This window comes from Verrucomicrobiia bacterium, from assembly GCA_035765895.1.
Classification (GTDB): Bacteria; Verrucomicrobiota; Verrucomicrobiia; order Limisphaerales; family DSYF01; genus DSYF01.
This window is the reverse complement of sequence record DASTWL010000063.1, coordinates 15,871-39,899: the sequence shown is the minus strand read 5'-3', so window position 1 is coordinate 39,899 and position 24,029 is coordinate 15,871. Positions and strand designations below refer to the sequence as shown.

The following is a 24,029-nucleotide window of genomic DNA, read 5'->3' as shown; positions in this document are numbered from 1 at the left end:
GACGAACCCGCCGGTTTGGCAAGCCTGCCCGCTTGCACTGGCGCAGACTGCCCCTAGATTACGGGCATGCAACTGCCGCACGAAGTGCCGGTTATGATTCTTTCCAACGCCACGCTTTTTCCCCAGGCGTTGCTGCCGCTTTACATCTTTGAGCCCCGTTACCGGCGGATGCTGAGCGACGCGCTGGAAACGCATCGCATGTTCGCCGTGGCCATGCAACGGCCGGGTTCAATGCGCGAAACACCCATCCCGGTGGCAGGCCTGGGCGTCGTCCGCGTCTCCGTCCAGCACAAGGACGCCACCTCGCACCTCATTTTGCAGGGATTGGCGCGCGTGCAGCTGCGTGAGGCGGTCCGCTACAAGCCTTATCGCAAGCATCGTGTCGAACTGCTCCCCTCACCGCCGTGCGACACTGTGGCGGTGGATGCCTTGGTGGACAAGCTGCGGGATTTGCTGGAGGAGCGCATCAAGCTCGGCCTGCCCTTCCCGTTTCCCGTCGCGCCCGCACCGGATCTCGAAGGCACGCAGGCCAGTGGCATCCCCGCCAAGGAAGTGCTCAAATACCTCGGCGCCATCGAAGACCCGGCCCAGCTCGCCGATCTCGTCTCGTGCGCCGTCCTGCCCGACGCGCGGGAACGGCAGACCATTCTGGAAACCGTCGCGGTCGATGCCCGGCTGCGGCAACTGATTCAATTTCTGCTGGCGGACATTCGCCGCCACCGCACCGACGCAAGCCATGAATAATCCCATCGGTGAATTTGCCGACGCGCCGATGACGCGCGAAGAAATGCACGCTGCGCTCTTCGCCCAAATGGTGATGCAGCTGGCCAGCACCGCCCTGGTGCTGATGGGCCGCGCTCCGAATCCGGTGACAGGCCAGACCGAGACTGATTTGGAGGCCGCCCAGTTGTTCGTGGAACAGCTCGAAATGCTCGCCACCAAAACCCGGGGCAACCTCTCACCTGAAGAAGAGCAACTGCTGAAGCAGCACCTGATGAGCGTGCGCCTGGCCTTTGTGGAAACCGTCCAGCAGCCTCCGACCGAACCCACGGCAAACACGCCCGCCCCCCACGACCACACGGCGTCGAGCGCCGCGCCGGACGCCGATTCCAAGAAGAAGTTCAGCAAGCGTTACGGAGCCGGCTGACGGCGCCATGGATTCGTCATGTCAGGCGCCGTTCTTGCCGTTGCTTTCGTTGCCGTTGCCGCCGGCTTGGGCGCGTGGTGGGGCTGGCTGGTGCGCTGGAAATCCGTGAAGGCAACGCGGGACAATCCCTTGGGGCGCCGCTTTGCCGTCCAAATCGCGCTGCTGGCTACGAGCTATGCCGTTGCCTTTGCTTGTGTGTGCCTGAGAGAAGTCGAAATTGGCTCATCGTTCCGCTCGTGGCAGCGGGGCTTTTTCTGGTTCTCTGCGTCCGCCGCCGGCTGCGAAAGGAACTGCGCCAGGCCGGATCTCCGCCAATAAAAAAAGGCCCGGCGTGAGCCGGGCCTTGAATGCTTTTGAAGCGGGCGATTACTTCTGACCGTCCGTTTTCTTCTCGCCTGCGACGGGCGGTTTGGCCGCTGCATCGGCCGGCTGTTCCGCCAGCGCCTTCGCGCGGTCGGCGGCCGCCTGTTTCAAATCCGGGTCCAGAATCTCGACGTGCGCGTCCTTTTCCAGCTTGGCCATGAAGGCGGGAATCTGCTGCTGAATGCCGCGCGTTTTGAGATATTTGCGGATGTCCGGCGCTGCTTCTTCAAAGGAAACAGTCTTGGCCGGATGCTTCTCGAGCAGCTTGATGATGTGGTAGCCAAACTGGGTGGTGACAAGGTCGCTGATTTGATTGGTTTCCATGCCGAACGCCGCGGCTTCAAACTCCGGCACCATCTGGCCGCGTGGGAAGGTATATTCGCCGCCGCGATCCTTGGAGCCGGGATCGTCGGAGTATTCCTGCGCCAGTTTGGCAAAATCCTCGCCGGCCTTGGCGCGCTTGAGCAGCCCTTCGGCGAGCTTCTTCTTCTCCGCCTTCTTGGCATCGCTCATTTCGGAGCCGTCCTTCTCCTGCGTGCTGATCAAAATGTGCGCGGCCCGCACCGTTTCCGGCTGCTCGAACTGGCTCGGGTTGTCGTCGTAAAACTTCTTCACATCGGCATCGCTCACATCAAATTTGATTTCGCGCTGCAACACGGCGTCGGCCACGGCCTCCTCCGCGAGCTTCTTGTTCAACTCTTCAACCGTCATGCCCACGGTCTTGAGCTGCCGCAGCAGGTTTTCCTCGCTGCCGGCGTTCGTCTTGATGAGGGAAAACTGTTTCTGAGCGGACTCGAGGCCATTCGTCCGGTCGGCGGCGGTCGCCATTTTGTTCAACAACTGCATGCCGATCAGGCGGTCCAACACCTGCGACTCAAGCGCCGTCATGCGCTGCGGCGGAATGGCCTGCCCCCGCGCCGCGGCGGAGGCCTTGATGTTGATCATCGCCTCGTCAAGCATGGCGCGGGTGACCTTCACGTCGTCGCCCTTCGCCACGATGTCATTGGCGAACAGCTCCAGGGGCTTGGCCACGGAATCCTTGGCCAGCGCCGCGTCGGTGTTCGTCGAATCCGCCGCGCTGGCGGTCAGATGGACGGCAGTAAGCGCCGCCAGGAGCAGCACGGAGTTCGTTCGGATTATGTTCATAAAGTCGGACTAGAGTTTGACCACTTGGACGTTGGAGATGTTCGGATCGTTTTCGATTTCCTGGATCAAGGCCGGCGGCGGCACGCTGTCGAGATTCAGGGCCGTCAGCGCATGGCCACCCACGGTGTCACGGGAGAGGCTCATGCCGGCGATGTTGACCTTGTGCTTGGCAAGCAAGGTGCCGAGCTGGCCGACGATGCCCGGCACGTCCTTGTTTGTCAGCAGCAGCACCACGCCGGAAGGAACAATTTCCGTGGGCCGGCTGAGCACGCGCACAATGCGCGGATTGTCGGGCGAACCGAAGAAGGTGCCACCCGTGGAACCCACTTTTTGGGTGCCGTTGAAGGCCTGCACGTGCAGCCATTCGTTGAAAGTGACGGGCTCATTGGACCGCTTTTCCTCCACGGTCAGGCCGGCCGCCGCCGCCACGCTGCGCACGTTGACGTTGTTGATGTCCTTGTTGTCCGAGCAGGACAGGAAACCGACCAGCACCGCGCGCGTGATGGGGTCGATGTTCGGCAGTTCCTGCGCCTTGCCGCCGTAGGTGATGTGCAAACGGTCCACCGCCGAAGGCGTGATCTGGCCCAGCATCTTGCCGAGCTTTTCGCCAAGCGTGAGGTAGGGCTTGACCTGCTCGTAAGTCTTCGCGTCGAGGTAGGGCAGGTTGACCGCGTTGCGGACTTCGCCGGTCAGGAGATACGAGGCGATGACTTCGGCGACTTCGATGCCGCACTTTTCCTGCGCCTCCTTCGTGCTGGCGCCCAGATGCGGCGTGAGAACCAGCGCCGGATGCTTGCGAAAGGGATGATCGGCGGCCAGCGGCTCGACGCGAAAGACGTCCAGCGCGGCGGCCGCGACCTTGCCGGAATCCAGCGCGGCGAGCAGGTCGTTTTCCACGATGATTTCACCGCGGGCGCAGTTCACGATGCGCACGTTGGGTTTCATCTTCGCGAACGCGGCGGCGTTCAACATGCCCTTCGTCTGCTCCGTCACCGGCATGTGCACAGTGATGAAATCCGCCACGCGATAGATGCCGTCGAGGTCGGAAACCAGTTCCACGCCCAACGCCTGGGCCCGGCCCTCGGTCAGGAACGGGTCGTAGGCCACCACCTTCATGCCGAAGGCGAGGGCGCGCCTGGCCACTTCGCCGCCGATGCGGCCCATGCCGAGCACGCCGAGCGTCTTGCCGGCCATTTCAACGCCGGAAAACAATTTGCGATCCCACTTGCCGCCGGCCATCGAGGCATGCGCCTGCGGCACCTTGCGGGCCAGGTTCAGCAGCATCGCGAAGGTCAGTTCCGCCGTGGTGACCGTATTGCCACCAGGCGTGTTCATGACGACCACCCCGCGCGCGGTGGCGGCCTCCACGTTGATGTTGTCCACGCCCACGCCGGCCCGGCCGACGACGCGCAATTGCGGCGCGGCTTCGAGCACGTTCTGGGTCACTTCCGTCTCGGAACGCACGATGATGGCCGCGGCGTCCGCCACGAGCGGCAGCAACTCGGCTTCGGTGTGCTTCTTGGGCAGCACCACGACATTGAATTCGGGGCGTTCCTGAAGGAGGGCAATGCCCTTGGGCGAAATGGGGTCGCAAACCAACACTTTCATAAATGGGCGGCGAGTCTAGGTTAGGGTCAGGGACAGGTCAAACAATCCCCGGACGCAGGACAGGTGATGCGTTTAAGGCCAAACTAAAATCCCGCGAAGGCGGCGGCATCACTTCATCTCGCGATCAATCGAACGTGTAATGTAACTGGTTCCGGCCTGCCGCCGGGCGCGGCGTGCCAGCACCAGCGCCACCATGATGGCCACCCAGAAGCAGCCAATCCCCAGAATCAGCGGCCATTTGCGCGCAGTAACCGTGTCTGCGGTGGCCGTCGGTGCCGTGGGAACGGCCTCCGGCGCGACCGCAACCGCCGGCGACGGAGCAACGGGTGCCGCCGCGGATGGTGTGGCGGTGGGCGCGGGCGCAACGGGCGGTGTCATGGGTTCTGCCAACGGTTGGACTACAGGCGGCGAAACGGCGGGCGGTGCCGCCGGCGCCTCAACGACCGGTTGAGCAGCGGGCGCAGGCGCCACCGTTACAACGGGGGCGGGCTGGGTGGTCACCAAGGGCAGCGACGGAGCAGGCGCCAGCGGCGCCGTGATCAAGTTGGTTGATTCAGCCGGTTTAGGTTCGCTGTGAATGATGATGGGCTTGGCCGTCGCGGTAATGGGCGGCACGGCCGGCGGAGCCGCCGTGGTGGGCCGGCTTTCCGTCACCGGCGGTTCTGGCGGGAAGGGCGGGAATTCAACCGGCCACGGAGCGAAGGATACATTCTGGCCGATGTATTTGCCGTGATAGACGCGCAGCACCGTCACCAACGGCATGCGCGTCCGGGCGAGTTCGGCGCGGGTTTTTTCGTAGGACGCGTTGATGGCGGCGTCGAAGGGCGTGCCCGCGATCGGTTGCGAACCGTCGGCCATCACCAGAATGGTCAGCTGCCGTGAGACCGGAACCAGCCGGCCCAACTCGGCGAGCACGGGCTGGAAGTTCGCCTTGCCTTCATACTTTTGTTTGGCGAGAAACGCCACCAGATGGCCGGCAATGCTGTTGGAGTGCGCCGGCTGCCACGTTTGCAACGGCGCGGCGCCAGCGCGGAGTTCCTTGTTGAACGTCCAGATGCCCAGCTCATCGCCCGGATGAATCTGGCCGTTCATGCCGGACGCCACCAGTTCCCCGACCACGCCTTCCACCGCCTTGGCCCGGCGTTCCATGGCGGACGAAGTGTCCACGATCAACAACCACCGCGCGGGCTGGGCCTTTTTACCCGGGGCCGCCGGCTCCACTGCCCGGGCCACGGTTAAGCCCGTCAGCCACAGGGCGAACACCGCCGCCAGGGCGGCACGCAAGGTCTTCATGAGGCGGATGAAAACACGATCACTGCCGTCGATTGAAGCGATTTCGCTCATTGCGATTGTGATGTTTGAGGTCGTTGGCGAGTTCATGCAGTGCCGCCTGCACCATGGCGATGAAATTGTCGCAGCTCGCGGCGGAGGCGCCCAGCGCAATTACGGTTTCGCGTTCGGCCATGTCGTCCGTCACCACCAGCACTTGGCCGTAGGGCTGAAACCGGTGGGCGGCGCGTTCAATCAAGTCATCCGCCGTCTGGCCGCCGCTCGAGAACAGCACCTCCACCGCCGCCGTGGAATGCGGCTTGGGGCCTGCGCCGCGGGCGAAGGAGCCGTCGAAGAAAATGCTCACCGGCGTGCCCGTCGCATCGTGATACTGCGTCAGTTTCTCCACCAGGGCGTCGCGGGCGGGCGCGGAATGGCGTGCCTGCCCCGGCGCCAGTTCGGGCCAGTTGTGCAGCAGGCTGTAGCCATCCACCAGAATGCGCACCAGCGACATGCGCGCACCCTAGCCGTGTCGGCGGGGCAGCAAAAGCGCGAAGTCTCGCCCCACCGCCGGCCAAATCGAGTTTGCGCAGCCCCCGGCATCAGGTAAGTTGTTGGCGGTGAGGGAAGCCATGACATGCCGATTTCTTATCGCTCTCCTGATGTTCGTGGCGGGGACAAGGCCCGGGCTGGCCGCCCAGGTCGGGTTCATCAAGATTGATGGCGCCATCGGACCGGCCACCGCCAGCTACATTGAGCGCGCCACCCAGGTCGCCGGCCAGAGCGGCGATGCCTGCCTCATTCTCCAGCTCGACACCCCCGGCGGGTTGCTTGATTCCACCAAGCAAATCGTGCAGGCCTTCTACGCGTCGCCCGTGCCGGTCGTGGTTTACGTCGCCCCTTCGGGCGCGAATGCGGGCAGCGCCGGATGCTTCATCACCCTCGCGGCGGACATCGCGGCCATGGCTCCCAACACCAGCATCGGCGCGGCGCACCCGGTCTCCATCGGCGGCGTTCCGGGCGGCGAGGAAAAGACCGATGACGTGATGAAGGAGAAGCTGGAAAACTTTGCGACCAGCTACATCGAAGCCATCGCCCAGAAGCGCGGGCGCAACATCGAGTGGGCCAAAGCGTCTGTGAAGGAAAGCGCCTCCATCACCGCGGAAAAAGCGTTGGAACTGAAGGTTATTGATTTGATTGCCAAGGACGTGCCCGACCTGTTGCAGCAACTCGACACGCGCAAGGTGGGTGACAAGGTGCTGCACACCGCGGGTGCTTCGGTGGTGGCCATTCCCATGATTGCCCGCGAACGCGTCTTCCAGGCCCTCTGGCGGCCGGAAGTGATGTTCATTCTCATGCTCGTCGCCATCTACGGCATCATCGGCGAACTCAGCAATCCGGGCGCCATCCTGCCCGGGGTGGTGGGCGCCATCGCCTTCATCCTGGTCCTCTACATGTCGAGCATCCTGCCCGTCAACATTGCCGGGCTGGCGCTGATCGGCCTGGCCGTGCTGCTGTTCGTGATCGACGTGTTCGCGCCAACGCACGGCGTGTTGACCGGCGGCGGCATCATCGCCTTTTTCCTCGGCGCGCTGATGCTGTTCAACCGGGCCGACCCGGCCTTCCGGCTGTCACTCGGTTACATCATTCCCGGCGTGGTGCTGACGGTGGCGTTTTTCCTGTTCGTCGTCGGGAAGGGGCTGCGGGCGCAATCGCTGCCGGTGCGCGCGGGCCGGGAGACCATGATCGGCCAGGTCATCCCCGCGCTCTCCCGCATCAGCCGCACCGAAGGCAAGGTTTTCATCGAGGGCGAAATCTGGCGGGCCGTCAGCGACGACGTCATTGAAAAGGACGTCCCCGTTGAAGTGGTCTCCGTGGAGGGCCTGACGCTCAAGGTGAAACGCAGGACGTGAACCGCGGGCGGCGACGCCAGCGGGCCAGCTCAACGAAAAACAACGCGAACCAGGAAGGGAACAACGATTATGCCCCAGCTCATCCAACAACTCATGAACCTCACGTTCTGGCTGATTCCGGCCATCATCATCGCCGCCATCGTGCTGCCGCAGATGGTCCGCATCCTGCGTGAATACGAGCGTGGCGTCATCTTTCGTCTCGGCAAACTGCTCGGCGCCAAAGGCCCCGGCCTCATCTTCCTCATCCCCATCGTGGACCGCATGGTCAAGATGGACCTCCGCGTCGTCACCATCGACGTGGCCAAGCAGGAAGTCATGACCCGCGACAACGTGCCCGTAACCGTGGACGCCGTAGTTTACTTTCGCGTCGTGGATCCAATGGCCGCCGTGGTGAAGGTGGAAAACTTCTGGAAGGCCACCGCGCTCATTTCGCAAACCACGCTCCGCAGCGTGCTCGGCCAGGCCGAGATGGACGAGCTGCTCGCCCAGCGCGAAAAAATCAACCACACGCTCCAGGAAATCATCGACCGCCAGACTGACCCGTGGGGAGTCAAGGTCACCGCGGTGGAGGTGAAGGATGTGGCGTTGCCCGACAGCATGAAGCGCGCAATGGCCAAGCAGGCCGAGGCTGAGCGCGAGCGCCGCGCCAAAATCGTGAATGCCGAGGGCGAGTTCCAGGCGGCGGAGAAAATGGTTCAAGCCGCCGCGCTGATCAGCAAGGAGCCCATCGCCCTCCAACTGCGCTACCTGCAAACCATGCGGGAAATCTCGAGCGAACATAACACAACGACTTTCCTGCCCATCCCGGTCGACCTCTTCGCCCCGTTTTTGAAGAAGTAGCGGACTTGTATTTACGGCGACGTAAACAGAAGGCCGGGTCGCGTCACCGCGGCCCGGCCGGTTGAGTTTCATCAATTTCGCCGAATGGCGCCCGGGCTCACGACAGCTTCGCCTTCGCCCCTTCCGGCACTTCGACCTTCGTCGTCCCCACGTCCTTGATCTCGACCGTGGTGGTGCGATCCATGTCCATTTCGTTGCCGTTGAAATCCATCTTGCCGGAGAGCTTGAATTCATATTTCGACAGCACCCCGTCCTTGATCCAAAACTTCGCCGAGCCCTTTGCGTCGCTGATCGTCGGGCCGTCACCACCGCCGCGCCGGAAGCGCATCAGGTTCTTCGCTGCGTCCTCCGTCAAATCACCCGCCCAGGCGTCGCCGTCCGATTTGAATTCCTTCACGCCACCGGCGATGTCCGCCGCCTGCGCCGCCGGGGCCTGTAAACTCCGCACCATCGCTGCCATGAATCGTCCACGACCTTCCTGACCTTCCGAGTTGGCCGCCGACTGCCATTCGCCATCCCGGTCCGTAAAGGCGGCTTTGTCGCCCTGCTTGACGATTTCCGTCGTGTTGTCGCCAAACGTCATTTTCTGGTAAAGGACGCCGCCTTTTTCGGTCTTTCCCTCGGTGGGGCCGGGACGCCAGCGCGCGCTGTCAGGCACGACCACCGTGGTTTTCCAACTGTAATTGGGCTGTTCGCCCAGCTTCTTGATGGCGGCGGTGACCTCTTCCTTCGCGTCCGCGGCGAACAACGCACCGGCCACGGCCACCAGGGCACTGCACAGAATGAATTTCTTCATGGGAACCTTTCGTGTTTTTGGATTTGGATCGTTCTGGGAACTGAACTGCTCGGTGGTGGTTGTGCGATATTGGCCTCGCCCGCCGCAACCGGTCAAATGCGAACTGGCCGGAGAATCGTCCATGCCGGCGACCCGCGCCTGCCCGGCAAAAAGCCCGCTGAATTGAAAGCCGCCGGAATCTCGGCCGGCCCTTGCGGCAATGCCGGCCCGTCGGTAAAACACGCCCATGAATGCCTCACCCGATGAACTGCTGCGCGCGGTCGAACTGGCGTTGACCAAGAAGTGGGAGGCTGCCCACAACCTGGTGCAGCAATACGAGGGCGATGCGACCGCGGCGTGGATTCATGCGGTGTTGCACAAGCAGGAGGGCGACTTGGGCAACAGCCGTTATTGGTATCGGCACGCCGGGAAACTGGCGCACGTGGGCGACGAACCGCAGGCGGAATTGGCGGCCATCAAGGCGGAGCTGCTCTCACCCAGTTCGTAAACCAGCCGTGGGACCGGCAGCTTGCCGGCCCTGGGAGCCACGACCGGGCCGGTTGCCAGGTTTGGCGGCCAATCGTGCGCGCAACCGGACAGGCGGGACGCCTCTCCCACCACCGAATCACTACAGAATGTTCGCCGCGAGTTCGGCCAGCTCGGAGCGCTCGCCCTTTTGCAGCTCGATGTGCGCGGCCAGCGACTGGTCGCGGAACTTGCTCACGATGTAGTTGAAGCCGTTCGAGGACGAATCCACGTAGGGGTTGTCGATCTGATAGGGGTCGCCGGTAAAGACGAGCTTGGTGCCGTTGCCCACGCGGGTGACAATGGTTTTCACTTCCAGCGGCGTCAGGTTCTGCGCCTCGTCGATGATCATGAACTGGTTCGCAATGCTGCGGCCGCGGATGTAACTCAGCGCCTCGACGACAATGGTGCCGGAACGCATCAGGTCGCTGCTGCGGCGATGGTCGTGGCCCATGTTCAAATCGCTCAACATTTCCAGCGCGTCGTGAATGGGCTGCATCCACGGCGCGAGCTTTTCATCGAGCGAACCGGGCAGGAAGCCGAGTTCCTTGCCCATCGCAATGGTCGGGCGGGCGACAACCAGGCGGCGGAATTCGCGGTCGAGCACGGTGCGTTTCAAGCCGGCGGCCATCGCCATGAGTGTCTTGCCGGTGCCGGCCTTGCCCATGAGCGTGACGAGCTTGATGCGGTCGTCGAGCAACGCGTCAAACGCGAAGTGCTGCTCGCGGTTGCGCGGCTTGATGCCCCACACGCCGTCGCGGCAGTCGAGGATCGGAATGAACCTGGCGCCGGAGTCATCCACGCGCGAGAGCACCGTGCGTTTGGGGTTCGTTTCGTCCACGAGCGTGCAATACTCATTGGGGTAATATTGCTTGCCGCCGTCGGCCTCCAATTCGCCGTTCGCGCGGAAGTTCGCGAGCTTGTCCGGATGCATCGGAATCTCGCGCATCCCGGTGTAGAGGTCCTTGATGTAAACCCGGTCGGTCTCGTAATCCTCGGCCTTCAGCCCGATGGCGTCGGCCTTGATCCGCAGGTTGATGTCCTTCGAGACCAGAATCGTCGGCACCTTGGGGCTCTTTTTCTTGATGCCGTAGGCGAGCGTCAGGATGCGGTTGTCCACGGAATCGTTGCTGAACTTGGGCGCGTCCTCGCCGTTGCCATTGCCGTTGCCGTTCCCGTTGTGCTTGTGCTCGTAAACGATTTTGAGCCGGCCGCCGTTCGGCAGCGGGACGCCGTCGCTCAAGGCACCGTGCTGGCGGAGTTCGTCGAGTGAACGGGAAACGGACCGGGCGTTCTGGCCCAGCTCGGAGGACTCGCGCTTGAAGCGGTCAATTTCCTCAATCACCTCGATGGGAATGAGGACGGAGTTTTCCTCGAAATTGAGCAGGCTGTGGGGATCGTGGAGCAGGACATTCGTGTCCAGGATGTAGTTTTTCACTGATTTTTTGCGACTTGGGAAAGGGTGATGTGCTGCATGCGGCGGTGCCAGGCGCGCAGGTGGTTGTGCGCCTTGGGCAGCCGGTAATGGCCGCTGAAGAGAAAGTTGCCGAGCATGCCGTAAAGATCGAAATCCACGAAGCGCGGCCGCTCATCGAGCAGGAAGGGTTGGTAGGCCAGCATTTCCTCGTAGGGCACGAGCTTTGTCTCGAGTTGCTTGAGCAATTGCGGCCGCGACGCGCGCCATTGGTCGATGCAGCCGGTGCCAAACCGGCGTTCCTTGTGGCGCAGGAAGGGCAGTTGATCGGCCGGCTTCACGAAATCGCGGTAAAAGACGTCGTTCAACTTGAACCCGAGGCCTTCAATCTCGTGTTCGATGTTGCGCCAGATGACGGACTGCACGCCTTCCAGTTCGCGCGGGAAAAGGCCGAGGCCCAGGCGGTCGTCGAGGTATTTCGCGACAATCTGGGTCTCCTCGTCGAGTTCGAAGACCACGTTTTTACCGTCTTTGACCACCGGAACCTTGTAGTAACGCTGGTCGGTCAGCTCCCAAACCAGGGAGCGATCGCCGGTCAGTTTGAGGTCGGTGATTTTGAAGCGGGCCTGCGAAAACTCGAGGATGCGTCGGGTAACGATGCAGAACGGACTCCAAGGAAACTGAATCAACTCAATCATGGCAAATAACGCGTGGCCCTTGTCACTGACGGCACTCTAGGCCCGGGGTAAAACACTGACAAGTGGAAAGGCCAAAACCGCGTCGCGCCCGGCCCGCCGCCGGAAAAGGGCCTGTCGCCGGACACCAGCCCGGCGCAGATTAGCTTGCAGTGACAAGGCTTTGTCAGCCGCAGCGCCGGAGCCTTGCCGGGCGGCTAAAGTTTTCTCCTCGCGTGCCGATAAGATGGTTCAAAGAAGCATGCCAATGAAAACGCCACCCAAACCGGAGAATGAAGCCGCACGGCTCGAGGCCTTGCGCCAATACCGCTTGCTGGACACGCCGCCCGAACAGGCTTTTGACGACATCACCACGCTGGCCTCGACGATTTGCGAGGCGCCCATCGCCATCATGACGCTCGTGGATGGCGACCGGCAGTGGTTTAAATCCAAGATCGGCCTCCGCCTCGCGGAAACCCCGCGCGATCATGCATTTTGCGCCTACACCATTCTCCAGCCGGACACGCTCGTGGTCGAAGACGCGACCAAGGACGAGCGCTTTGCGTGGAATCCGCTCGTTACCATGGAACCGCATATCCGCTTTTACGCCGGCGCGCCGTTGCGCAACCCGCAGGGCCATGGACTTGGCTCGTTGTGTGTCATCGACCAGAAACCGCGCCAGTTGACGGCCGCCCAGCAAGCCTCGCTCGAAGCGCTTGCCCGCATGGCTGTCAACACAATGGAATTGCGCCGTGTCTCCCACCAACTGGCCAATGCCCTCGCCAACGTGAAAACGTTGAGCGGCCTGCTGCCCATTTGCTCCTACTGCCACGGGATTCGCGACGATCAAGGCTACTGGCAGCGGGTCGAGGCCTTTATCGCCCAGCATACCTCGGCCGCCTTCACCCACGGCATCTGCCCGACCTGCGCCCGCCAGCACTTTCCCGAAGTGGACCTGACGCACCTCGGCGTGTAACGCGTTCCCCGGATCTTCCCTCTTCGGCCCAGAAACTTCTCGCCCGGCGCGACGGCTTGGCTAAAAATTCACGGGCGGCGGCGTTCCCGCCCGTTCATGAAAGCCAAGATCATCATCACTCCGAAAAAGGCCGTCGTTGACCCGCAGGGCAAGACGGTCCAGGGCGCGCTCGAACACATGGGCTACACCGGCGTCGCCGGCGTGCACATCGGCAAATACATCGAGATCGACCTCGCGCCCGGCACCGACAAGGTCGCCGCGCAGAAGGCCATCGACGACGCGTGCCACAAGCTCCTCAGCAACCCCATCATCGAGGACTACAAGCTGGAGATCGAATGAATTTAAACCGCCGAGACGCGGAGACGCGGAGAGGAAAGTTTTCAATTTGTTTTTCTCCGCGCCTCTGCGCCTCCGCGGTAAATTAAGCCATGAACTTCGCCGTCCTACAATTTCCCGGTTCCAACTGCGATCAGGACTCCGTCCACGTCCTCCGCAACGTCCTCGGCCACACCGCGCGCCTTGTCTGGCACAAGGACGCCTCGCTCGGCGACGCCGACGCCGTCATCGTGCCCGGCGGCTTCAGCTACGGCGATTACCTGCGCACCGGCGCCATCGCGCGGTTCAGCCCCGTGATGCAGGCCGTGAAGCAGTTCGCCGACAACGGCGGGCTCGTGCTCGGCATCTGCAACGGCTTCCAGATCCTCTGCGAAGCCAACCTGCTGCCCGGCGCGCTCGTGCGGAACAAATCGCTCCAGTTCCGCTGCGAACATGTTTTCCTGAAATCGCCGACGCCCGATTCGCCGTTCACGAACCAGATTCCCGCCGGCAAACTGCTGCGCGTGCCCATCGCCCATGGCGAAGGCAGCTACTTCGCCGATGCCGAAACGCTCAGCCAGTTGCAGGCGAACAACCAGATCCTCTGGCAATACACCGACGCCACGGGCGCAATCACTGAGGGCGCGAACCCGAACGGTTCGCAGCTCAACATCGCCGGCGTCTGCAACGCGCGCCGCAACGTGGCCGGCCTCATGCCGCATCCCGAACGCGCGAGCGAGAAGCTCCTCGGCAGCGACGACGGCCTGCTGATTTTCCAAAGCATGATCGCCTGGCTCGAGAATCAGGCGAAGGCCAAGGCGGCTTAAATTCGACAGAAGCTCAATCGAATGACCAACGTCCCAAGCATGAAGGAAGAAAGCTTCAACGATTTATGGGATGCGATTCAACGGGACATCGAACGCGAGCACGAATATGAATATTCTCCGAACTCGGAAAGGCGTAAAATCGTCCGCAGGTATTACAATGAAGCGCTGCCAAAGATCATGGCCCTTGCCAGCGAGAGCCTGACAACTTGGTATAGTGTTTATCCATTCGATTGGAAATTTAACAAAAACGAAAGCTCGTTGTGGGCAAGCATCAGAAGCCGACCTGTGGTTCTATATCCTGAGTTTCCGGTGCTCGGATACTTTGTCGATTTTGGAAATCCATTTCTGAAAATTGCAATCGAGGCGGACAGCAAAGAATTTCACGACAAGGAGGAGGATAAAGCACGAGATCACAAGTTGCTTGAAGTTGGTTGGAAAACTTTTCGTGTTTCATACAACGACAATTTCGCTCCATTCAAAGGACTTGGTGAAATTTCAGAAATGATTTCCAGTGGAGATGAAGATGCGGCCTGCGAAGAGATAAAAAACTGGATGTTAAACACGTCTGACGGCGTGGTTGAAGCAATAGAGTTTTTCTACTTTATGGCCGTGAAGAAGAAGGCGCGTTTGATCGAAAACTTTCCGGAATATCCTGACTTGGCAAAAGAAACTTTACGGAAACATCGTTTGATTAGCTTTCCGCTCCCGTCGTTGAGTTTGATTTGAATTTTCCCATGACCGAACCCGCCATCACGCCTGAACTGGTTGCCAAACACAACCTGACGCCCGAGGAATACGCCCACGCCAAGGAAATCCTCGGCGGCCGCGAACCCAGCTACACCGAGCTCGGCATCTTCTCGGTGATGTGGAGCGAGCATTGCTCCTACAAAAACACCAAGCCGCTGCTGCGCACCTTCCCCACCAAGTCGCCGAAGATTCTCGTCGGCGCCGGCGAGGAGAACGCCGGCATCATCGACATCGGCGACAACCTCGCCATCGCGTTCAAGATCGAGTCGCACAACCACCCGAGCGCGGTCGAACCCTTCCAGGGCGCGGCCACCGGCGTCGGCGGCATCGTGCGCGACATCTTCACCATGGGCGCGCGGCCGATTGCGGCGCTGAACTCACTCAGGTTCGGACCAATTAGTGATGAACGTCCGCCCTCACCCCGGCCCTCTCCCCCAGGAGAGGGAGAAGCTGGCGGCGGCGACGGGCAAACACGCACGATTTCAGCAACGACGTCCGCAACGGACCTCCCTCTCCCCGGGGGAGAGGGCCGGGGTGAGGGCGGGCAAAATGATTCCGCCGAAGGCGCAAACATCAAGAACAACCGCCGCCTCTTTGCTGGCGTGGTAAATGGCATCGCGCATTACGGCAATTGTTTCGGCATCCCGACCATCGCGGGCGAGGTGTATTTCGACAAGAGCTACGAGGGCAATCCGCTCGTGAACGCGTTCTGCCTCGGCGTGCTGCGCCACGACCAGATCGCGCGCGGCGCGGCCAAGGGCATCGGCAATCCCGTGTTCTACGTCGGCCCGGCCACGGGGCGCGACGGCCTCGCAGGCGCGGCTTTCGCGTCGCAGGATTTGACCGACGAATCCGCGCAGCAACAGCGCGGCGCCGTCCAGGTCGGCGATCCGTTCATGGAAAAGCTCGTGTGCGAAGCGTGTTTGGAATTGCTCGCCACCGGTTGCGTCGCGGGCATTCAAGACATGGGCGCCGCGGGTTTGACCTGTTCCACGTGCGAAACCGCCGCGCGCGCTGGCACCGGCATCGAAATCGAACTCAACAAGGTGCCGCAGCGCGTGCCGAACATGTCGAGCTACGAGATCATGCTCTCCGAATCGCAGGAGCGCATGCTCATCATCGTGAAGAAAGGTCACGAGGCCGAAGTGAAACGCATTTTCGACAAGTGGGATCTGCCGTGGGCCGAGGTCGGTGTCGTGACCGACACGGGCCGCATGGTCGTGCGTCACAACGGCAAGATCGTCGCGGACATTCCGGCGAAGAAGATCGCCGATGAATCGCCCGTGTATCAGCGTGCATCGCAGGAGCCGGCTTACTTGAAGGATGTCCGCGCGTTCCGCCTCGACGGTATCGCCGACACGAAGTCGCCGATGGACGATCTCAAGAAGCTGCTCGCGTGGCCGAGCATCGCGTCGAAGAACTGGGTCTATCGCCAATACGACCACATGGTGCGCAACAACTCCATCGTCTGCCCCGGCAGCGATGCCGCGGTGTTGCGTATCAAGGCCGATTGCGTGCCGCAGTGCGAAACGAATCCGACCGCTGCAAAGGTGCCGGACAAGTTCATCGCCATGAGCGTGGACTGCAACGGCGTTTACGTTTACCTCGATCCCTACGAAGGCGGGAAAGCTGCGATGGCCGAGTGCTGCCGTAACCTTGCCTGTTCCGGTGCCGTGCCGCTGGGCGCGACGGACAATCTCAACATGGCGAACCCGCACAAGCCGGAGTTGTTCTGGCAGATGCAGGAATCCGTGCGCGGCCTCGCCGACGGCTGCCGCGCCTTCAACGCGCCCGTCACCGGCGGCAATTGCTCGCTCTACAACCAGAACCCGAGCGGCCCGATTGATCCGACGCCGACCGTCGCGGTGGTGGGACTCATCGAGAAGCCCGAGCACATCACCACGCAATGGTTCAAGGACGAAGGTGACGCCATCATCCTGCTCGGCACGCCCGTGGACACCGCAGATCCCATCTTCGGCCTTGGCGGCAGCGCCTATCTGCAAGTCATCCACGGCAAGAAGAGCGGCAGCCCGCCGCGTTGCGACCTCGACATCGCGAAGACGCTGCACACGTCGCTGCTCGGCCTCATCCACACCGGCGACATCAAGAGCGCGCACGATTGCAGCGACGGCGGCCTTGCCGTGGCGCTGGCCGAAAGCTGCATCAGCGAACTCATCGCCAAGGACACGCCGCGCTTAATCGGAGCCACGGTAGACATCACCCACCTCGGTTCAATTGAAGCTGGCGTGTCAGAATGGAAGCCGCGCCTCGACGCGTTGCTCTTCGGCGAAACGCAAAGCCGCGTCGTCATCAGCACGAAAGCCATCAACGCGACGAAAGTCATCGAGCGCGCGAAGCTGCTCGGGGTCCCCGCCGTGAAGATCGGCACCGTGGGCGGCGACAAGCTGACGATTAAGACCAGAGCCGGTGAATTCTCCGCCCCGCTCACCGAACTGCACGACGGCTGGTGGAACTCCATCGCGCGGGCCATGGAATGAACCCGCGCAAGCTGGGTCACTTGGCGTGGGCCACGGCCTCCGCAATCTGCTCATCGGCGGCGGCGGGCCAAATCGCGTCGCGGCCGTCCCACATCGTGTGATAATCGCCCTTCGCATCCGCCGGGCGCGGGTCTCCGCCATCGTCCCGGCCATCGACACCAACCGAATACAAACGCATCGAGCCGTCAGCCGCGACCTGATAAACCAGCGGCTGATGGTTCATCAAATCCAACGGCACATCGGCCAGGAGTTCCGGCGCCAGCGCGGTGAGATTCGCGGGCAGTGTGCCGGTCCGTAGTTTCCAGCGGTGCAGTGCCACGGCGGTGACCAGCATCCGGCGTTGCGTCTCACATTGCATTGCCTTGCGCGTCATGCTGCTGCCAACGGAAAAAGTTTGGCCGGACCAGAGAAAACGCAGCCGGTCATAAAGATTCATCCGGGCGTGCCCCTCATCGTCCGGCGCGACCGCAAACAACCCCGTGGAATTGTTGAGCCGGGCCGCTTGGTTGCTCACGGTGCTCCACGACTGGGCCCGGGCCGCGCGGTCAAATTCAATCAACTCCTGCCAACGGTTGAGCGAACGCAGTTCGTCTTGGCGCGCCCAGGCAAAGCTCCAGACCGGAGCGTAAACAGAATGCAACCAGAAGCCCCGTGTGGGCGGATCGGATGCCAGCCCAAATTCGGCCGCCTGCTCCAGTTCATCCAACGCTTTGGCGCACTGTCCGGCATCGGCCAGCATCAAGTCGTATTGGTCGAGCGTCATGTTGCGTTCCATTTGCATCGCGCGCTCCATATCGGCTTGGAAGTTCAGGCCTTCCCACGCGGCTTGCAGCCGGGCGAGCTGGGGTTCGGAGCATTGGCCGCTGACAACAATCTCCCAAGTCGCATTCCAAACCACCGTTGCGGAAGCGAGCCTCACGAGCTGCGCGATGAGCAGCGGCGAATTGGCCTGCAACTTCAGCAGCTGGCCCGCATCCTCGATACGCGCCACGGCGGATTCAGGGTCATTTTGCCGCAACGCCATCAAGGCGGTCAGCGCAAGGCGCTGGGAAAAATTTTTCCAGACGACGAGCGGGCCGATTTTGAAATCGAGGAAGCCGTTGTCATACGCAAAGCCGTCGTTCCACCCGGGGCGCAGCAAGGCGCTGTGGATGCTTTCCAGCACCGCGCGGTCCTGGCCGAGGGACTTCGCAACGGTTCGCCAGTCATTCGTTTCCCGGTCGTTGATCCAGGTGTTGAGTTTGGTGGCGACAATCAACTTGCCGGGTGCGGCGTAGCGGCCCATGGGCGGCGACGTTGTCCACACGGCAGAAGTTGCATCCAGCTGGTTCGTGAGGCGGAGCAGGGCGGCGGCGGCATCGTTGCTCGTGGTGGTCCGCGCCGGCGCAAACGCCGTCACTTGCAAACGCTCTCCCTGCTTCGCGAGTTCGGCGAGGCGATGATTTAACGCAAGGCTGCCGCGCAACCGTTCAACAAGCAGCGCTCCAGCAACCAGGACACCCAGCAGGAGCATCGCCAGGCCCAGGCGCTTTAAACGCAACCGCCAAAGTGCCTTGCGGTTCATGGGGACATTGGAGCAAAACCTTCCCGGCGCGGCAAATACAAGTTTCCGGGCCGTTGGGATGGGCGCTTGAATTTGAAACTTGCCGATTGGGCACGGCTTCGGTGGAATAACGTGGCGCGCGTTGATGCACACCCAGCACTACCCCAAACATTATTGCGGCGTTTTTGGCATTTATGGCCATCCCAACGCCGCGGAACTCACCTACTTCGGCCTCTATGCCCTGCAACATCGCGGGCAGGAAAGCGCCGGCATTGCCACCTCCGACGGCAAACAGTTCCGCGTCCACAAGGGCATGGGCCTGGTGCCGCAGGTGTTCAACAGTGAAATCCTCCACGGGCTCGTGGGCAAGATGGCCATCGGCCACACGCGCTATTCGACCACCGGCTCGTCGCACCTGCGCAATGCCCAGCCGCTCGCGGTGGATTGCGCCATCGGCCAGATCGCCATCGCCCACAACGGCAACCTGACCAACGCCTCGCAGCTTCGCGAGGAGCTGGAATCCCGCGGCTCGATTTTCCAGACCACGGTGGACAGCGAAATCATCCTGCACCTGATGGCGCAGCCGACATTCAACGGCAAGGCCAATGACCTCGTGCAGACCGTCCGCCGCATCGAAGGGGCCTATTCGCTCGTCATCATGACGGAAAAAGAGCTCATCGGCGTCCGCGACCCGCACGGCTTCCGGCCGTTGTGCATCGGCAAAAAGGACGATGCCTACGTGCTCTCCAGCGAGACCACGGCGCTCGACCTGATCCAGGCCAAGTTCATCCGCGACGTCGCCCCCGGCGAAATCGTCATCATCAACGACGAGGGGCTGACGAGCGTGCAGGCGTTCCCGGAGCAACAGCGCCGCGCGTTCTGCATTTTTGAATACGTTTACTTCGCCCGGCCGGACAGCAATCTCGCCGGGCGCAGCGTTTATCAGGTGCGCGTGGAAATGGGCCGGCAACTCGCCCGCGAGTGCCCGATCGACGCCGACATCGTGGTGCCGGTGCCGGACAGCGGCAATTGCGCCGCGCTCGGCTACTCGCTCGAGAGCGGCATCCCCTATGAGATGGCCTTCGTCCGCAACCACTACGTTGGCCGCAGCTTCCTCCAGCCGTCGCAGCTCATCCGCGACTTCAACGTGCGCGTGAAGCTCAACCTGATTCACGAGCTGGTGAAGAACCGGCGTGTCATCATCGTGGACGACTCGATCGTGCGCGGCACGACGTGCAAGTCGCGTGTAAACAATTTGAAGGAGGCCGGCGCCAAGGAGGTGCACGTGCTCGTGAGCTGCCCGCCGCACATGAATCCGTGCGTGTATGGCATTGATTTCCCGGACCGCAGCAAGCTGATGGCCGCCAACCACAGCCGCGAGGAGATTCGCAAGTATCTCAACGCCGATTCGCTGCATTACCTCTCCCAGGAAGGCATGGTCAAGGCCACCGGCCATCCGGCGGAGAGCTTCTGCATGGCGTGCTACGACGGCAATTATCCGGTGACCTACGACGCCACGCTGGACAAGCACATCATCGAAAGCCGCAAACGCCGTGTGGCCAGCCTGGCCGAAGTCGTGGCCCAGGAAAAATCGCAGATCAGCCTGTTGTAGCAGGAGTGCCGTTCACCCGCGCGGCGGTTGAGGCGGCCGGGCAAACACCGGACTTGCCCGCGCCCGCTGCGTTCTTAACCTCGCCGCATGGACTCCCGCGAAGCACTGGTGGCGTTGAATCTGGTCGAAGGCGTCGGCCCCGTGCGCGTCCGCCAGCTGCTGGAGTTCTTCGGCGACGCCGCCACGGTGCTCCGGGCCTCCAAATCACAACTGCTCTCGGTGCGCGGCATCGGCGACGAAACCGCCACCGCCATCGCCGATTGGGAACGGTCGGTTGATCTCGCGGGCGAACTCAAGCGCATCGCTGATTTTGGCTGCCATGTTGTCACCCAGGCAGACGCCGAATATCCGCCGTTGCTGCGCGAGATTTACGATCCGCCCGTGGTGCTTTACGTGAAGGGCCAGCTCGCCGAGCGCGACAAGAATTCCGTGGCCATGGTCGGCTCCCGGCAGACGACGCATTACGGCATCGAGACGGCGCGCAAGCTTGGCTACCAGCTCGCCTACACGGGCGTCACGGTCGTGAGCGGCGGCGCGCGCGGCATCGACACCGCCGCGCACCAGGGCGCGCTGAGCGCGAAGGGCCGGACCATTGCGATCCTGGGCACGGCCATCAACGTGGTTTTTCCTCCGGAGAACGCGGAGTTGTTTGAACGCATCGCCGCCAACGGCGCGGTGATTTCGCAATTTCCCTTCAACCGCAACGGCGACCGGCAATCGTTTGCCATCCGCAACCGCATCGTCGCCGGCATGACGCTCGGCACGGTGGTGGTCGAGGCAAACCTGACCAGTGGCGCGCTGATCACGGCGAACTTCGCCACCGAATACGGCCGGCAGGTGTTCGCCGTGCCGGGACGCATTGACTCGCCGCGCAGCAAGGGTTGCCACGATCTCATCAAGAAGGGCGCGAAGCTTTGCGAAGGTGTCGAGGACATCCTGAGCGAATTTGAATACCTGTTCCCCGCGAGCAATCGCCCGCCCTCGCCGGCCGAAACCGGCACCCTGCCCGCGCTGGAACTCTCCGAGCACGAGCAGAAGGTTTATGCCGTGCTCGGCCGGGAGGAAATGAGCATTGACGAGGTCATTCGCAAATGCGGTCTGCCGGCTTCCGCCACGAACGTGGCGTTGTTCAGCCTCGAAATGAAACGCCTCATCCGCCAGTTGCCCGGGAAGCTGTTCATCAAGAATGCCTGAGCGGGCAAATTGAGGGTGGGGGCCCCGCCACCCCAAGCACGTCGGCTGATTGTATGTTAACATAATCAATGCTGGAAGGAGGCGGGCATGAAGACAGAAATCCTGATGGCGGAACGCCAGCAGGTCGAGCAGGCGCTGGGGGAAAGTGAGCAACGTTATCGTCGCTTGCTCGCGGCCACCACGGACTACATCTACACGGTCAAGGTGGAAAATGGCCGCTCCGGGGCAACGTCACACGGGCCGGGCTGCGCGGCGGTCACGGGTTACACCTCCGCTGAGTTCGCGGCCGATCCGTATCTTTGGTATCGGGTGATTCACGAGGAGGACCGTGACGCAGTGGTGGCCCAGGCGAGCCGCATCCTGGCCGGCGATGTGCCGCCCCCCCTGGAGCATCGGCTGATGCACAAGCAGGGGGGCGTGCGTTGGGTTCAAAACACCACCATTCCCCATCATGACCCTCAGGGGCAGCTGGTGGCTTACGATGGTTTGATCGCAGACATCACCAGCCGCAAACGGGCTGAATTGCTGCTGGCGGCTGAATATGCCGTAACCCGCGACCTCGCAGAATGGAATACACTGGCCGGAGCCATGCCGCTGGTGCTCGAACATCTGTGCAAAATCCTGCTCTGGCATCATGCGACCTGCTGGACCGGCGAGGCCGGCGCGCTCCGGTGCGAAAACGAGTTCTGGCGGGCGCCGCTGCCAGCGGCTGACTTTGGACCGGGCGGCCGCAGGCACGCGGTCCGCTCGGGTGCTGGTCTTCCCAACCGCGTTTGGCTGCGGGGCGGGCCAGTCTGGGTTCCTGATGTTTCGTGCGATCCCGACCTCGCCTGCGATTTACCACCAGCCAAGGCCGGGCTGCGCTGCGGCTGCGCCTTTCCGGTTCATTTCAACCATCAGACGGTCGGCGTCATCGAGCTTTACAGCCGCGAGCCACAGCAGCCTGACGAGCGCATGCTGGAGGTGCTCGGCGCCGCAGGGGCGCACATCGGTCAGTTTGTGGAGCACCGACGGTCTGAGGAGGCGCTCGAACATGAACGCAATCTCCTCCGCACGCTGATCGACAATCTGCCGGACTGCGTGTTTGTGAAAGACACGGAGAGCCGGTTTCTGCTGAACAATGTGGCACATGCGCGCCTGTTGGGTGCCAACGACACCCGGGAGGCGCTGGGCCGGACGGATCACGATTTCTTTCCGCAGGAACTGGCCGCGCAGTATCGCGCCGACGAGGAGGCGGTTCTTCGCAGCGGCAAGCCGTTGTCCAATCGCGAGGAGCCCGTGGTGAACCGGACGGGGCAGCAGCACTGGTTTTTGACGACCAAGGTGCCGCTCAAAAATGCGGACGGAAAAATCATCGGCCTCGTGGGCATCGCCCGCAACATCACGGAACGCAAAACGGCGGCGGAACGCTTGCGGAAGAGTGATGAACGGCTGCGGCGCTCGGAATCCATCGCCCACGTGGGCGGTTGGGAACTGGACCTCGCCACCCACGGATTGACCTGGTCGGACGAGGTTTATCGCATCTTCGGCATGGAGCGGCAGGAATCGGGCGTCGCTTACGACGAGTTTCTCGAGCGGGTGCATCCCGAGGACCGGGCTGCCGTGGCCACCGCCTATTCGGACTCCGTCCGCGACGGCCGTGACACTTACGAGATCGAACACCGGGTCATTCGCAAGTCCACGGGCGAAGTCCGCATCGTCCACGAGAAATGCGAGCACGTGCGCGATGCCAACGGCCAGATCGTGCGTTCTGTCGGCATGGTGCAGGACATCACGGAGCGGCGGCTGGCGGCCCAGCAGTTGGAGCGCGCTTATGAACGGCTCACGCGGCGCGGGTTGCTGCTGAAGACGATGGTGCGGCAGTTGAAGGTTTCCCACAAGGAACTTAAGGAGGCGCAGCTCCAGTTGATCCAGGCGGCGAAGCTGGAATCGCTCGGGACGCTGGCCGCCGGCGTCGCGCATGAGGTCAAAAATCCGCTGCAGACGATTCTGATGGGGCTGGATTACCTCGGGACGCGCCTTGGCCAGCCGGATGAAAACCTCGCCGCGGCGTTGAACGACATGCGCGACGCCGTCAAACGGGCCAACACCATCATCCGCGAGATGTTGAGCCTGTCCGCCAGCCTGGAATTCCACTGGGCGGAGGAGGACGTGAATGAAGTGATCCGACGCTCGCTGATGTTGGTCCGCAACGAGTTGATCGCTTCACACGTCACCCTGAAGGAGGAACTCGACCCGCTGCTCCCGCGCCTGCCCGCGGATTCGCAGAAGCTCCAGCAGGTCTTCATCAACATCTTCATCAACGGCATTCAAGCCATGGACCGGGGCGGCACCCTCACGGTCCGAACCCGGACGCACAAGCTCGACTCGTTGTCCGCCCGCGAACCGATTTTCCGACGGTTCCATCCGGGCGACATGGTCATCATCGCGCAGGTGCAGGATACCGGAGCCGGCCTCAGCGAGGCCGTGCTGCCGAAGGTCTTTGATCCGTTTTTCACCACCAAGCCGGTCGGCACCGGCACCGGCCTGGGACTTTCCGTGGCGCGAAAGATCGTCGCCCTGCACGGCGGAGAAATTGAAATTACCAATGCGCCCGAAGGGGGCGCGCTCGTCACCGTGGTGCTGAAAGCCTGAAAGGAGGAA

At 62.3% G+C, this 24,029-nt stretch carries 21 protein-coding genes; 13 read left to right on the top strand and 8 right to left on the bottom strand.

All coding sequences use genetic code 11. From position 1 onward, the window contains the following. The first annotated feature begins 66 nt into the window (after positions 1-66). The gene (locus VFV96_12760; protein ID HEU5071270.1) at positions 67-744 is read left to right on the top strand and encodes an LON peptidase substrate-binding domain-containing protein; all 678 of its coding nucleotides are present in this window, start codon (positions 67-69) and stop codon (positions 742-744) included. Then, positions 737-1,147 carry a DUF1844 domain-containing protein gene (locus VFV96_12755; protein HEU5071269.1) on the top strand — a complete coding sequence of 137 codons (411 nt, stop codon included), beginning with the start codon at positions 737-739 and terminating at the stop codon, positions 1,145-1,147. The genes VFV96_12760 and VFV96_12755 overlap by 8 nt, the downstream gene beginning before the upstream one ends. 366 nt (positions 1,148-1,513) lie before the next feature. On the opposite strand, the gene VFV96_12750 is transcribed toward VFV96_12755, so the two are convergent. The 4 genes from VFV96_12750 to VFV96_12735 form a co-directional block, all read right to left on the bottom strand. Next, on the bottom strand, positions 1,514-2,656 hold the full coding sequence (locus tag VFV96_12750; GenBank protein ID HEU5071268.1) for a peptidylprolyl isomerase: 1,143 nt from the start codon (positions 2,654-2,656) through the stop codon (positions 1,514-1,516). Positions 2,657-2,665: 9 nt separating this feature from the next. After that, complete coding sequence (serA, locus tag VFV96_12745) at positions 2,666-4,264, bottom strand: phosphoglycerate dehydrogenase (protein ID HEU5071267.1); 1,599 nt, start codon at positions 4,262-4,264, stop codon at positions 2,666-2,668. A gap of 108 nt (positions 4,265-4,372) precedes the next feature. Next, complete coding sequence (locus VFV96_12740) at positions 4,373-5,557, bottom strand: hypothetical protein (protein ID HEU5071266.1); 1,185 nt, start codon at positions 5,555-5,557, stop codon at positions 4,373-4,375. A 19-nt stretch (positions 5,558-5,576) separates the two neighbouring features. Further along, on the bottom strand, positions 5,577-6,047 hold the full coding sequence (locus VFV96_12735; protein HEU5071265.1) for an NYN domain-containing protein: 471 nt from the start codon (positions 6,045-6,047) through the stop codon (positions 5,577-5,579). 118 nt (positions 6,048-6,165) lie between these two features. On the opposite strand from VFV96_12735, the gene VFV96_12730 reads away from it, so the two are divergent. Beyond that, positions 6,166-7,446: a nodulation protein NfeD gene (locus VFV96_12730; protein HEU5071264.1), complete on the top strand. Its 1,281-nt coding sequence runs from the start codon at positions 6,166-6,168 to the stop codon at positions 7,444-7,446. 69 nt (positions 7,447-7,515) lie between these two features. Next, a complete protein-coding gene (locus VFV96_12725; protein ID HEU5071263.1) occupies positions 7,516-8,286 on the top strand; it encodes a slipin family protein in 771 nt (256 codons plus the stop codon). A 97-nt stretch (positions 8,287-8,383) separates the two neighbouring features. Here VFV96_12725 and VFV96_12720 read toward each other — a convergent pair whose 3' ends face one another. Continuing rightward, complete coding sequence (locus tag VFV96_12720; protein HEU5071262.1) at positions 8,384-9,082, bottom strand: hypothetical protein; 699 nt, start codon at positions 9,080-9,082, stop codon at positions 8,384-8,386. Between the two features lie 226 nt (positions 9,083-9,308). Here VFV96_12720 and VFV96_12715 point away from each other — a divergent pair, with 226 nt between their 5' ends. Further along, entirely contained in the window at positions 9,309-9,569 is a 261-nt protein-coding gene (locus VFV96_12715) for a hypothetical protein (GenBank protein ID HEU5071261.1), read from the top strand. Between the two features lie 120 nt (positions 9,570-9,689). On the opposite strand, the gene VFV96_12710 is transcribed toward VFV96_12715, so the two are convergent. Both VFV96_12710 and VFV96_12705 read right to left on the bottom strand, forming a co-directional pair. Then, complete coding sequence (locus VFV96_12710) at positions 9,690-11,024, bottom strand: PhoH family protein (protein HEU5071260.1); 1,335 nt, start codon at positions 11,022-11,024, stop codon at positions 9,690-9,692. Beyond that, positions 11,021-11,698 carry a glutathione S-transferase C-terminal domain-containing protein gene (locus VFV96_12705; protein ID HEU5071259.1) on the bottom strand — a complete coding sequence of 226 codons (678 nt, stop codon included), beginning with the start codon at positions 11,696-11,698 and terminating at the stop codon, positions 11,021-11,023. The genes VFV96_12710 and VFV96_12705 overlap by 4 nt, the downstream gene beginning before the upstream one ends. A gap of 244 nt (positions 11,699-11,942) precedes the next feature. On the opposite strand from VFV96_12705, the gene VFV96_12700 reads away from it, so the two are divergent. From VFV96_12700 to purL, 5 genes are all read left to right on the top strand, one after another. Next, positions 11,943-12,650, top strand: coding sequence for a GAF domain-containing protein (locus VFV96_12700; GenBank protein ID HEU5071258.1), 708 nt, complete (start codon positions 11,943-11,945; stop codon positions 12,648-12,650). Between the two features lie 96 nt (positions 12,651-12,746). Beyond that, the gene (gene purS / locus VFV96_12695) at positions 12,747-12,989 is read left to right on the top strand and encodes a phosphoribosylformylglycinamidine synthase subunit PurS (protein ID HEU5071257.1); all 243 of its coding nucleotides are present in this window, start codon (positions 12,747-12,749) and stop codon (positions 12,987-12,989) included. A gap of 89 nt (positions 12,990-13,078) precedes the next feature. Continuing rightward, positions 13,079-13,792, top strand: a complete 714-nt coding sequence (gene purQ, locus VFV96_12690) for a phosphoribosylformylglycinamidine synthase subunit PurQ (GenBank protein ID HEU5071256.1) — start codon at positions 13,079-13,081, stop codon at positions 13,790-13,792. A 39-nt stretch (positions 13,793-13,831) separates the two neighbouring features. Further along, a complete protein-coding gene (locus VFV96_12685; protein ID HEU5071255.1) occupies positions 13,832-14,518 on the top strand; it encodes a DUF559 domain-containing protein in 687 nt (228 codons plus the stop codon). Between the two features lie 8 nt (positions 14,519-14,526). Beyond that, positions 14,527-17,037: a phosphoribosylformylglycinamidine synthase subunit PurL gene (gene purL, locus VFV96_12680; GenBank protein HEU5071254.1), complete on the top strand. Its 2,511-nt coding sequence runs from the start codon at positions 14,527-14,529 to the stop codon at positions 17,035-17,037. Positions 17,038-17,053: 16 nt separating this feature from the next. Here purL and VFV96_12675 read toward each other — a convergent pair whose 3' ends face one another. After that, positions 17,054-18,601, bottom strand: a complete 1,548-nt coding sequence (locus VFV96_12675) for a hypothetical protein (protein HEU5071253.1) — start codon at positions 18,599-18,601, stop codon at positions 17,054-17,056. Positions 18,602-18,680: 79 nt separating this feature from the next. Here VFV96_12675 and purF point away from each other — a divergent pair, with 79 nt between their 5' ends. The 3 genes from purF (at position 18,681) to VFV96_12660 (ending at position 24,020) form a co-directional block, all read left to right on the top strand. After that, complete coding sequence (gene purF, locus VFV96_12670; protein HEU5071252.1) at positions 18,681-20,192, top strand: amidophosphoribosyltransferase; 1,512 nt, start codon at positions 18,681-18,683, stop codon at positions 20,190-20,192. Positions 20,193-20,279: 87 nt separating this feature from the next. Further along, positions 20,280-21,386, top strand: coding sequence for a DNA-processing protein DprA (dprA, locus tag VFV96_12665; protein HEU5071251.1), 1,107 nt, complete (start codon positions 20,280-20,282; stop codon positions 21,384-21,386). A gap of 87 nt (positions 21,387-21,473) precedes the next feature. Next, on the top strand, positions 21,474-24,020 hold the full coding sequence (locus tag VFV96_12660) for a PAS domain S-box protein (GenBank protein ID HEU5071250.1): 2,547 nt from the start codon (positions 21,474-21,476) through the stop codon (positions 24,018-24,020). The last annotated feature ends 9 nt before the right edge of the window (positions 24,021-24,029 follow it).